Source organism: Daejeonella sp. H1SJ63, from assembly GCF_029360775.1.
Taxonomy (GTDB): domain Bacteria; phylum Bacteroidota; class Bacteroidia; order Sphingobacteriales; family Sphingobacteriaceae; genus Daejeonella.
The window spans coordinates 114,284-126,949 of the sequence record NZ_JARKMZ010000001.1 but is presented as its reverse complement, the minus strand read 5'-3'; the positions used below and the strand labels follow the sequence as shown (position 1 = coordinate 126,949).

The 12,666-nt window shown below is 41.1% G+C and carries 10 protein-coding genes; all 10 read right to left on the bottom strand.

Annotated features, from left to right (window positions below; translation table 11 throughout):
• Window positions 1-61: 61 nt before the first annotated feature.
• The gene (locus P2W72_RS00540) at window positions 62-1,531 is read right to left on the bottom strand and encodes a M81 family metallopeptidase (RefSeq protein WP_276358893.1); all 1,470 of its coding nucleotides are present in this window, start codon (window positions 1,529-1,531) and stop codon (window positions 62-64) included.
• 4 nt (window positions 1,532-1,535) lie between these two features.
• Window positions 1,536-2,636, bottom strand: a complete 1,101-nt coding sequence (locus tag P2W72_RS00535; protein WP_276358892.1) for a bile acid:sodium symporter family protein — start codon at window positions 2,634-2,636, stop codon at window positions 1,536-1,538.
• Between the two features lie 35 nt (window positions 2,637-2,671).
• A complete protein-coding gene (locus P2W72_RS00530; RefSeq protein WP_276358890.1) occupies window positions 2,672-3,904 on the bottom strand; it encodes a selenocysteine synthase in 1,233 nt (410 codons plus the stop codon).
• 26 nt (window positions 3,905-3,930) lie between these two features.
• Window positions 3,931-4,479: a RidA family protein gene (locus tag P2W72_RS00525; RefSeq protein WP_276358889.1), complete on the bottom strand. Its 549-nt coding sequence runs from the start codon at window positions 4,477-4,479 to the stop codon at window positions 3,931-3,933.
• A 48-nt stretch (window positions 4,480-4,527) separates the two neighbouring features.
• Window positions 4,528-5,781: an amidohydrolase/deacetylase family metallohydrolase gene (locus P2W72_RS00520; protein WP_276358888.1), complete on the bottom strand. Its 1,254-nt coding sequence runs from the start codon at window positions 5,779-5,781 to the stop codon at window positions 4,528-4,530.
• 23 nt (window positions 5,782-5,804) lie between these two features.
• On the bottom strand, window positions 5,805-7,022 hold the full coding sequence (locus tag P2W72_RS00515; protein ID WP_276358886.1) for an aminotransferase class V-fold PLP-dependent enzyme: 1,218 nt from the start codon (window positions 7,020-7,022) through the stop codon (window positions 5,805-5,807).
• An 89-nt stretch (window positions 7,023-7,111) separates the two neighbouring features.
• Window positions 7,112-8,320, bottom strand: coding sequence for an aminotransferase class V-fold PLP-dependent enzyme (locus P2W72_RS00510; protein ID WP_276358885.1), 1,209 nt, complete (start codon window positions 8,318-8,320; stop codon window positions 7,112-7,114).
• 31 nt (window positions 8,321-8,351) lie between these two features.
• Entirely contained in the window at window positions 8,352-9,605 is a 1,254-nt protein-coding gene (locus tag P2W72_RS00505; protein ID WP_276358884.1) for an amidohydrolase/deacetylase family metallohydrolase, read from the bottom strand.
• 98 nt (window positions 9,606-9,703) lie between these two features.
• The gene (locus P2W72_RS00500) at window positions 9,704-11,002 is read right to left on the bottom strand and encodes a hypothetical protein (protein WP_276358881.1); all 1,299 of its coding nucleotides are present in this window, start codon (window positions 11,000-11,002) and stop codon (window positions 9,704-9,706) included.
• Between the two features lie 101 nt (window positions 11,003-11,103).
• Window positions 11,104-12,657, bottom strand: a complete 1,554-nt coding sequence (locus tag P2W72_RS00495) for a SusD/RagB family nutrient-binding outer membrane lipoprotein (RefSeq protein WP_276358880.1) — start codon at window positions 12,655-12,657, stop codon at window positions 11,104-11,106.
• Between the last annotated feature and the right edge of the window lie 9 nt (window positions 12,658-12,666).

Genomic DNA, 12,666 nt, shown 5'->3' with positions numbered 1-12,666 from the left:
AGCTGTCACCGGCCGGCTTTGAAATACCGGCCGGAATCGGCTGTTTTATAAAGGTTATCTCTTAAACATTCTCAAATGGGAACAATGGTTTACGCCTGTGCTTAAAATCAAACAGGGTCATATCAGCCTGGGTAACCCCCGGTGTATTTACCTGAATAATTGTTGGACAAACAGGAGAATAGGCAGCAATTGGCGCATTAACTCCTTTAGCTACAATAGCATCAAATTCAGATGGGTTCACTCCCTGAGAAATTAATTGCTGCAGACTGAAAGGCATCACTCTTAAAGAGGTTAACATAATCTCACTACCCTCTTCTGTAGCAACTACCACAGTTTTACCCATTCTGAAATTAATTTGTCCTCCATGCCGGGGGTTACTTTCCTGAAAAGTACCATCAGTAACACGTAATAACTTTACACGGAGATTGAGTATTTTCAGGCCATCCTTTCCGGTTCCGGCAACCGGGAGATCAAAAATATCTCCGGGCTGATGTGCAGAAGCTTCCTCAACAGCTTTAGGATCATAAATACAAACAAAATATTTGTATTGTTTGCTCTCTTCAAATGCTTCCAGGATACAGCAATTATTTGCCGGTCCACCTCCCCCTACATTATCCCCCATATCAAGCAGTAATACCGGTTTTTCACTCGTATTAATCTGTTTCAGGGAAGAAGAAATATCATTTTTATGGCCTACAAAAGTATCTTTCCTTTCGAGGATATAGGATTCAAGTTTCTTTGCTACCGAGAGTGCTTTATCACGATCAGCATCAGCAACAACAATAATGGAAGTACCCATTTCATAAACATCTGCATAAGGAAAACCATGCTGTATACTCAATGATAAAATCCCGGGTTCTTTAGCAAGTTCACTGGCATAAGCATATAAACTTATACAGGGCTCGTTTGCCGTTAATTGCTGTTCTATACTGATTGCCAGCGGAACCTGAACCAAAGCCTGAACAGGTTTGGTTTCCCCCTTCAGCAAACCAGCCAGAATATTTGCGGCCTCTGCCCCGCGCTGCCTCATATCCACATGCGGATTTTCTTTATATGCAACCAGAGCATCCGTGGAATCAACCATAAGTTGACTGACATTGGCATGGAGATCCAGCGTACCTACAATAGGAACATTTTTACCTACTTTTTCTCTCACCTTACTTAACCAGTGGCCATCCATATCAGGATACTTTTCTGAAACTCCGGCTCCATGCGGAATTACAAGACATGCATCAACCGGCAAGACTTTGTCAAGTTCTGCAAGCATATCCTGTAACAGGACATCATAAGTTTCAGCTGAAATCGTTCCTCCGGGAGTAGCTGAAGCATAAACCAGGGGAAGCACTTCCATACCTTCCCTGTCCATCACCTCAAGCATACCTCCTATTTCATTATGAGCATTCTGATATTCATTACGAATTGCTTCTCCTCTCAGATAATGACCATTTTTAAAATCATCGAGAACAGTCGGCTTGCTGACAAAAGTATTTGATTCGTGATAAATGCCCATCAGGGCAATCCTTTTAGACATAATTTTAATTTTCTATATTCAACTCGTCTTTGGGAAGGTTACTGTTCCAGTAAGATGCCAGTATGGAAGAGGTAAAGCCCATTATAGGTCCGCAAATAGCGGTGGCCAATCCAACTGTTGCAATTTTTCCCATCACTTTGGCAATACCTGAAACCAAACCTGCATTCTGAGTTCCGGTTGTAATTGCAATTGTTCTGCAATCACCTTCTGAGAGTTTGAATAGTTTTGCAAACCAGTATCCAAAGAAAAAGCCAAGAACAATCAGTAGTAATACCACTATGATCAGTTCAACTCCTATATTTAAAATACTATCCCTTCCGGCCGCCATAATAATTGCTACAATAAATGCCACTCCAACCATTGATACCATCGGCATGGCATCATCAAGCCATTTTGCTTTTCCACTTAAAAACTTATTAAAAAGCAATCCGGCACCAATCGGAACAAAAACCATTTTAATGATTCCGAGCATCATCTCCATTACGTTGATCTCGATGAAACCTCCGGCAAGTACCTTCATTAATAATGGAATCAGGAATGGTGCCATTAATGTTGTCAGTGCAGTAATTGTAATTGCAAGAACAACATTAGCTTTTGCAAGGAAGCACATTACACTGGCTGTAACAGAGGTGGGTGCACAACCTAAGAGGATAATACCGGCTGAAATTTCAGGAGGGAAATCACTGAAACTTGCCAGAGAAAACCCGAGCAGAGGCATAATGGTGTATTGACTTATAACCCCCACAATAACCGATTTGGGTGATTTGGCAAGTGCTATAAAATCTTTCAAACCCATTGAACATCCCATACCAAACATAATAATCTGTATGAGGGGAGTAATCAATGTAGCATATTCAAAACCCTGATATTCCTTAAAATACTGGGGATAATACAATGAAGTAGCAACTACCGCCAGAATTGAGGTTGTAAAAGTAAGTCCGCGCAATGGAGCAAAGCCTCTGAAACTGCTTGCCATAAAAATAAAAAAGGCAATCACAAAAGGACCAGCATCAGCTATATTTCCTATATAAGCCATTACTATCGCCACGATCAGGTTAAGTATGGCAATGGCCATAAGAATCTTGTAAAAACTATTCTTTAACATGTTTGGATATAAATATTTTGCTGAATAAGCGGCGATTATACTGAAGCTGCCATCAATTCCTCTTTTAGCCTTCTGGCGACAATCTTATCCTGTCCGGGCTTCAACTGCCATACAGATAGTTCAATTCCTCCTTTGCTCTTACCCATTGTACCGCCCCCCATTACTTCAATACCGGGATTACCATTCCACAAACGTTCTCTGAATTCTTTTCCCGTCATTTTTATTTGGGCATCATCCCATGTAAGGTGAAGTGTCGGAGTGTTGTTTGCAATTTCCGGAAGGAAAACTTCTGTCTTCACACCCTTGATTCCCTTTATAGTATTAACCACAACCGCCATCCTGTCTTCCCACATTTTCCATTCTTTTTCATGGTCCATTTTAATATGACGTTCCAGCGCCACATACATTGCCAGAATCTCTTCTTTATTTACTTTATGACCACGGCAGATTCCACTATTTGGTGGTGCACTAAGGCGTGCTGCAGCAATCAGAGCTTTTTTGCCCATCAGAATTCCGGCACTTTGAGGACCACGCATTGCTTTTCCTCCTGAAATAGCAACAAGATCAAACCCCATATCATTGAACTTCCACAGATTCTCTACCGGGTGTGCATCAGATGCAATATCGATCATTGTAGGAACCCCGTGCTTCTTACCTAAGGCTAACCATTGTTCATAGTTCAACTGACCAGCAGAAAGTTCTCTGTTCAGAAACCAAAGCATCGCTGTTTTCTCATTGATGGCTGCTTCAGCCTGCGCTGCAGTTTCAACAATAACCAATTTAGCTCCTGTGTTTTTCAAAGCTTCGTGATATCCATTGGCATGAGATTTCTGAAGGATCACTTCAGACTTCATTCCATCCACATTAGGAAGCTGCATCACCTTTTTACGATCCATACCGGTCATGACACCAGCAAGACCCTGTACAAGGGCAGACCAGCAACCGGCAGTAACAGTTGCAGCTTCCGCATGACAAAGTTCTGCAATCTTTTCACCTACCTTATCAAGCACATCATCAAGTAATACAAACTCTTCAGCTCCTTTTGTAATAGCCTGGGTAACCTCAGGAGGCATCAGGGAAGCCGTTAAGCGAGTACAAACACAGGATGCATTGATAAAAGTTTTAAGGCCCAGCTCTTTGAACAGATCTCTTCCGGCAGCAGCAGCTGCTTCTTCTGCAAAGGCCGACTGAAGCGGAAGACCGCTTCCTATGATTCCTCCTGCAAGGGGTGCAGCAGATAAAAACTTAATGATTTCTCTACGTTTCATGATAATACTTTTAAAGGTTTAAAAAATCAGTCTTTCATTTCTACGATCATTTCGATTTCTACCGGTATATTTCTCGGTAATGAGCCCAATCCGATCGCTGAACGGGCATGTTTCCCATTTTCACCAAAGACCTCTACCATCAGATCAGAGAATCCATTAATAACCTGTGAATGATTGTCAAATTCAGGGACAGCATTAACCATTCCCAGCACCTTTACAATCCTTTTCACATTATTCAGGTTTCCAACTTCAGCTTTTAATGCTGCCAGCAAACTAATTCCTGTTAAACGTGCAGCATATTTGGCCTCATCAAAATTGAATTCCTTACCAACCTTACCGATCATGAATTTCCCATCTTCCTTCAGCGGACCCTGACCTGAAAGGTAAACCAGGTTACCTACTCTGACAGCTCCCAAAAAATTAGCAGAAGGCGGTCCCGGAGTTCTTAATTTAATACCCAGCTCTTTAATTCTGGTTTCCGGATCTTTTGCGGTAAGTTGCTGAGCCTGAGCTGAACTAATATTTAAAATGCAAACTGTAAATAAGAACAGAAAAAAAATAATTGATCTTTTCATGTTGGTGTAAAAGGATTGTATATAATTAGAAAATGTTAATTCAAGTGTTTATTCAGCAGATGGGAATGATCTTGCATTCAGGTCATAAACTACCCTGCCATCTTTAATAGTCATCTCGCATTCAAGGAGATTCTTACCTTCTTTTTTGTAACGTGCTACATCGTAAAATCCGAACTTGCCTTCACGAAGGTTCAATACAGCGATATCAGCTATTGCACCAACAGATAAATGTCCAAGTTCCTCATGATTGATTGCTTTTGCAGCTGACCAGGTACTGGCTTTCACAACATCTGCCAATGGCATATCAAGAGCCATGAATTTCGACATTACATTCAGCTGATCTTTCATTGCTGAATTCATACTTCCTGTATGAAGGTCAGTACTGATAGTTTCAGGATAGAACCCTTGTTTTGTAGCCGGTATTGCCTGTGAAAAGGTGAAACTTCCACCACCATGGCCTACATCAAAAATGACCCCTCTTTTTCTTGCTTCAAGAACATACGGGTATAATTTCTTTGTATCAAGATCAACAATAGTTTCCTTTGTTTTAAGTATTTGTCCGTAAGTATGAGTAAAAATATCGCCGGGGCGCATTTTTCTAAGGAACAATTCCTCCAGTGATAATCTAGGGATCGCTCCTCCGAAATCAACCATGATTGGCTTGTTGGCAAGTTTACCCGCTTCCACTGTCCTGTCAACAGCTACCCAGTCAGATTTATGGTAGTGTGCAACTTTAAACCCTACAATATAGTCACTGTAATGTTTGGCAACATCTGCTGCAAGTACCGGATCAAAGAAACTGTTATTTTGCTGCTCCAGAGAATATTCACTACCATACATTCCCTTTTTTGAGATATTCAAAAATGCCAGAACACGGGTCTGAACTTTGTCGATTACATTTTTCTTGAACAACTCAAATGTTTCTGCACCTGAATCTCCACAATCCACAATGGTGGTAACTCCAACCCGGAAAGTAAATCCATCAGCCGGTAGTGAAGAGAATCCATTCTCCAGCTGACCTTCATGATCAGTACCCGCAAACACATGACCATGAATATCAATCAATCCGGGAGTGATATATTTTCCGGAAATATCAATTACCTGCTTTGCCGATTTAGGATCAATATTTGCCGCAACAGCTGCGATCTTGCCATCCTGAATGGCTACATCCATTACTTTATTAATATTATTTTTTGCGTCAATAAGATGACCGCCTTTTAGCAGAGTTTGATAAGTCTGTGCCTGAACTGAGAAATTAGCAACTAAAAAAAGTGCTGCCAATAAGAAAAAACGTTTTTGCATTATTATAGGTTTTGATTTTAGTTTTATACTGAAGCTTTTAATAACTCTTCTTTAATACGACTTGCTACAATCCTCTCTTCGCCAGCCTCAAGAACATGCATACCGCATCTGAAGGTGTTTGGAGCTTCCCATGAAATTACCTCTACAGAAGGATTACCCTGGCGAAGACGCTCACCCATTTCGGTATTGGTTAATTTAATCTTTGCCGGATCCCAGGTAACTTTAAGGGTTGGCATATTATTATCTGTTGGCGGGATATGAGTTTCGGTTTTTACTCCCGGAATAGATTTGATCTGACCGGCAATAAATGCAATCTTATTCTCCCACATCTGCCATTCTTTTTTATGATCAAGGTTAATGAAACGATGCAATGCCGCATACATTCCAAGAATCTCCTCCTTATTTACCTTCTGGCCACGCCCTATTCCACCTCTGGGATTATTGCTCAATAATGCTGCAGAAACATATTTTTTCTTACCCATCAGAATACCCGAACTCTGCGGTCCGCGCATTGCTTTTCCACCGGATATCACTACCAGATCAAAGCCCATATCATTAAATTTCCATAAATTTTCAACCGGAGGAACATCGGCAGCAATATCGATCATGGTAGGCAGATTATATTTTTTACCGAGTTCAAGCCATTCCTGATGCTTAATTTGTCCTTTATGAACTTCCCGATTCAGAAACCATAACATCGCTGTATTCTCATTTATGGCGGCTTCCAGTTCAGCTCTGGTTTCAACCTTGATCAGCTTAACCCCTGCCTGAGTAAGTGCATGATCATAACCAAGAGAATGGCTCTTCTGAAGGATAACTTCCGTCTTCATTCCGGTTCCGGCAAGATTTGGCACCTGACTTACTCTTTTGGTATCCATTCCGGTTAGCACTCCTGCCATTCCGAGCATCAGAGCCGACCAGCAACCGGCTGTAACCATAGCTGCTTCTGCATGACACATTTCAGCAATTTTTGCTCCCACTTTCTCCTGAACATCGTCCACCAGAGCGAATTTTTTTGAAGCAGAATTAATCGCATCCATCACATCAGGCGGCATCAGAGATCCCGACATTACCGTATAATTACCGGCAGCATTAATAAAAGTGCGAATGCCCAGTTCCTTAAAAAGATCACGCTTAACATCTGTAGAAGTCAGCATGTTAGTTAGCGGTGCTGCACTTGCTGTAACCGCACCGCTAAGTGGAAGAAGACTGAGAGTCTTTAAAATTTCTCTGCGTTTCATTATTGATATATTTTAATTTATTTAATCTGATAACAATGAGACAAAATATCGGGGCTAAACAGGAGCAATCCCGAATTAGCTTTTGCACATTAAATCAATGCGCCTGAAAGTTCTGCCCTGATTCTTTCGGCTACAACTTTTACTTCATCCGGCTTCAACATATGGGTAGTCACATTTATACTTCCCGCACCGCCCATTACTTCAATGGAAGGATTACCATTACGCAGGTTCACTGCGAGGTTTTCAAGCCTCACTTTTGCTTTATCCCATGAAATTTTCAAAGTTGGAACCCTGTTAATTGCTGGCAGAGGCAACATTTCTGTCTTTACACCTGGTATAGAGGTAACAGATCTTTCGATCAGGGCAATTCTGTCTTCCAGCATTTTCCATTCCTTATCCTGATCGGTATTAATAAATCGCTCAAGAGCGAAATACAACCCGAAAATCTCTTCTTTATTTACTTTCATCCCCCGGCCAATATTTGAGCCTCTGGGCGGAGCATTTAACCTTGCAGCGGAAATCAGATCTTTCCTGCCGCTCAATATACCCGTACTTTGTGGTCCGCGCATAAACTTTCCACCTGATACACAAACCAAGTCAAAACCAAGATCATGAAACTTCCATAAGTTCTCTTTCGGCGGCAGATCGGCTGCCATATCGATCATAGTCGGGATCTGATATTTTTTTGCAAGCTCAAGCCATTCATTATGCTGTATACCTCCCAGAGAAGCCTGATAATTAATAAAATACATCATAGCCGTTTTTTCAGAGATCGCTTTTTCAAGTTCTTCACTGGTCTCAACTGTTATCAGTTTTACACCACAGTTCCGAAGTGCATGAGCATATCCATCATTATGAGCTTTCTGCAGGATCACTTCAGATTTCATTCCTGAGCCCTCCAGATCCGGAATACGTGCAACTTTCTTAGGATCGGTTCCGCTCAGCACACCGGCCATTCCAAGCATCAATGCAGAAAATGCTCCTGCAGTAACCATGGCAGATTCTGCATGAAGAAGTTCTGCGATCCTTGCTCCAACCTTATCCTGAACATCATCCAGTCTGCAAAAATGCTTTGAAGCTTCGCGGATTGCATCCATTGTCTCATCATGCATCAACGATCCGCTCAGACTGGTAAAATAACCCGAGGCATTAATAAACGTACGCAAGCCAAACTCCTTAAAAACATCCAGTTTCGCCTGCTGAGCTGCCTCAGCCGGATTCAAAAGAGACCCGGAATTTCCCATTGCTCCTGCTAAAGGCAACATGGTCAATGTTTTAAGAATCTCTCTGCGCTTCATGGTTTTACCGGCTTAAACTAAGGGTTCGTTATTATTTAGTAAGATCAGGCAGCGGATTCACAATCCCATTCAGATCGTAAACTATTTTGCCACCGAAAATGGTCATTTCACACTCCAGTTTTTCATCACTGTCCATCTTGTAGCCCTGCATATCATAGAATCCGAATTTTCCTTTTCTCATCCCTAAAATCGCAATATCAGCGATTGCTCCTTCAGAAAGATGCCCCAGCTGAGGGCGATTAATTGCTTTTGCCGGAGCCCAGGTACTTGCATTGATTACTGCAGGAAGATCCATTCCCAGTTTCAAAAATTTCGACATCACCAAAAGCATATCTTTCATTGATCCCTTCATACTGCTGATGTGTAAATCTGTACTGATGGTATTAGGATGAAATCCCGCTTTTGCCGCAGGAATTGCCTGTGAATATCTGAAACTTGAACCACCGTAACCTACATCAAAGATCACCCCTCTTTTCTGAGCAGCCATTACGTAAGGTTTTAGCTGCTGTTTTGCTGTATCAACAATAGCTTCTTTAGTGTCAAGAAGTTCTCCAAAAGTATGTGTGAATATATCACCCGGACGAAGACGCTCCATCAGCAGAGAGTACAATGAAAGACGAGGTTTAGTACCTCCGAAATCGATCATTACAGGCATATTTGCAAGTTTTCCTGCTGCAACACCACGATCAACATTGGTAAAATCAGGGCTTGTAAAATGAGCTACCTTTATTCCAACAACATGCTCCTTGTAAGCAAGTGCAGCTTTAGCCGCAATTTGCGGATCCATATCGGTGGTATTCTGCTCAATAATTCCTCCGCGCATTCCATTACCAACAATATTCAGAAAAGCCAGAACACGTGTCTGGGAATTATCAATAATATTCTTTTTAAATGTCAGAAAATCTCTCCAGCCTGAACCTCCGGCATCAACTACGGTAGTAACACCCACACGCTGATAAAATCCATCAGGCATTATGCTATTAAAGCCATTGCTGTACATATGATTTTCCTGAGTACCGGCAAAAACATGCCCATGAATATCAATAAGACCGGGAGTAACATACATCCCTGCTGCATTGACCACATGGGTTGACTGAGAAGCATCGATATTTGCTGCGACCTTAGCAACCTTACCATTAGCAATAGCCACATCCATAACACGATTGATATTATTCTTTGGATCAATTACGTGACCGCCTTTAATAATAATATTGTATGGTTTTGTCTGAGCCATTAATAGACATGGCAACAGAAGACTAAAAAGAAAAATATAAAGCTTTCTCATTTGTTATGTTTTTGGTTTAAGTTAATTACTCAAATTTTTAATAAATACTAATCATGATGAATGAAAGAGCGGGTTCTCAGCAGATTCAAATCAAATTATCAGTCTAATCTTTTGCCATTACTATCCCATCCTTTACTAAAAAAGTGCGATTCCGAAGAAGTAAGGTAACGTACCCGTGACAATTCCGGAGTTTCCAGTTTTTTATATCCCAATATACGTGATTCAAGTGCAAAATCCAATATTCCGCTACTCAACATTGTACGTTCTACCGGATAAGGAGCCTTGCCGGTTTTGAACATTATTTCTATTTTCTTAACCAGACACCCAAAATGATAATGAGGTCTTCCTGCCTGCAACTTCATTAATGTGGAGAATGGTTTTTGCTGGCCTTCAAGATCCACAGCATACGTAAAATCCTGAACGAGCCCGGTCATCAGAAATGCTGCTGCCTTCAGACCATCATTATAATCTATAATAAATACCGCAGGCTTCTTAACCAATTCTTTCATATTACCTGCCACCCGGGTTTCACTATGAGAAATTGCCTGATCAAACAGTCGTTTTACCCATTCATTCTGATCAATATAATTCCAGCAATCCTGCCCCTCCAGGCATTGTACTGCACGAACACCTGTTTCACCGCCCTTTCTTCTCTCAACAACAGCCTGTAAACCATCCAGCAAATGAAATCCATAAATATCCAGTCCGCTGAAAGAAATCCCAACAGCATATTTTTGCTTCACTCCATAAGGTGTATCCACCGCCGGAATACGTAACGAAACCGGAATAGTTGAGCCTGCAAGCATCGGGAATTTTAACTCCTTTGATATTTCCACCATTCGCTTTGCCTGTCGCCAGCTATAGGATAAATGTTTATCGTTAAAAACAGGAACTGATTTTTTGTACTGTCTGAAGACATCAGTTATCTTAAGAAACATTTCAAACCTTGGATAAAGTTTTTGCTCTTTATCATTCATCGGGTAAACTCCATGCTCTCCGATCAGCAAAATTCCGTCAACTGCAAGATTATCACCACCCAGAGTCAAAGCGTCTGCAACTGTTCTGAAAACAGGTACATTATATTTCTTCGCCATTGAACGGCTCATATCATTTTCCGGTACCTGCTCGGTAAATATTGAAACGATCTTAGAATCAGGATAAGGTGCCATCTGATCCTGATTAAAACCCTCAAGGTATTTACCAACTATTACATCGGCATGGGAAATCGGACGATATTCTGTTAAAATTGCAGCAATACGTTTGGGTCCGGATTGCACATCAGGTTTATAAGTCTGGATCTCTTCTGCATTTACAGACTGTACCGGCAAAATAGCACCCGCCACTGTACCCGACACAGGCAATACTGACAGGTATTTAATAAGGTCTCTGCGCTTCATTTTATGAAAAATAGAATTTTAGAATATGAGTTGAACGAAAAAACAAAGAGGAAAAAATTCATACCGTAAGATATAGATTTCTCCTCTTTGTTTATAAAATTTTACTCCTTATCCCACCAAACACGACTCAGCAGGGTATTATCTCCGCTTTGTCTGGCCTTGGCAGCCAGGAAGTTCTCTCTGTTCAAAGTTTCCTCAGACTCCGGAACAATATAACGACGAGGAATTCTACCGCCGGTAATATTACCAGGATAATTCGTTGGAATCAGAACCGGATATCCTGTACGTCTCCAGTTAGAGAAGTTTTCAATCTGGTCGAGATAACCTAAAACCCAGCGCTGAGTGGAAATCTGCTCAAGCTTCTGCTCAAAAGTACCCGCAGAAAGGAATGGATTATATTTCAGATAAGTATCAACCTTATCAGTAGAAATTGCGCCCCCGGCACCATAAAGCGACCATTGTTTCATTGCTGATCTTACCCCATTATTATAAGAGGTAGCCTCATTTCCTGTATACCAGCCCCGGATAGATGCTTCTGCAAGCAGAAAATGAACTTCAGCCGAACTCATTACAATAACAGGAGCATCGTATCTCATTACGGTATTTGGATTTGGCTCAGAATAGGTTTCAAAATCCGCAGGATATCCGTTAAACTGAGCATTCTTCATACCTTTCTGTAAAGCAGTGGCAGTATCCGCTACGTAACCTCCGGTAGACTGTTTTACCCATAAAACGGCGATAACATTCAAACGCGGATCTTTTGTAGTTGTTGAATTACCCTTCAGATGATCAATAAAACGCTGAGAAATCTTAGATCCCTGAACATTCAAAGGATTTTGACCATCAACATAATCAAGAATTCTCATCTGTTCTGAGAATGGATTTCTGTTACTCGCTAATCCTCCATCAGCATATGGTGCTCTTGTAAGGTCAGCATCATCAATGATTGGACCGCCCGCAATCGCTTTTTCAACCCAGGTTTTAGCCAGAGCAGGATCGATCTTGGTTAAACGCATTCCTAATCTAAGCATCATAGAATAGGCGAATTTCTTCCATTTTACAGTATTACCATCATAAAACAGATCAGAATTTCCGAATGTAGGTTTAGATGCATCGAATGCTGCTGCCGATTCTTCAAGTTCCTTAAACATATCCTTATAGATATCAGACTGAAGATCATATTTAGGTTGATATTTTCCATCCAGACCTTTAAGAGCTTCAGAATATGGAATATCCCCATACAGATCTGTTAACTGATGATTGATATAAACTCTCCAGATTCTTGCTGCAGATAATTTATTAACCATCGCAGGATCCTTCTTCACTTCATTGATTACCAGCTGTATTTGATTCAAACATCCGGAAAATGCTGCCCAGTTATTCCTGACGTAGCCTTCAGCAAAATATTTATCGCCCGGAGCTGTTACTTCACTGTAAGTAGCTTCCTGCTGAAGCATCTGCATATTATTAAAGCGGTTTCCATTTGGATTTAATCCAATGGCTCCCAGTTGAGCTTTTGTAAAGAGGAAATTAGGGTTTACACTCTCGTAAGCATTTGGATTCTTATTCAGCTCGGCAAGATCCTTTGTACAGGATGACAAGAAGATGGCCAGAACAAGAGTCGTATATATAGGTTTAAAACTTAGCTTTTTCATGTTCAAAAT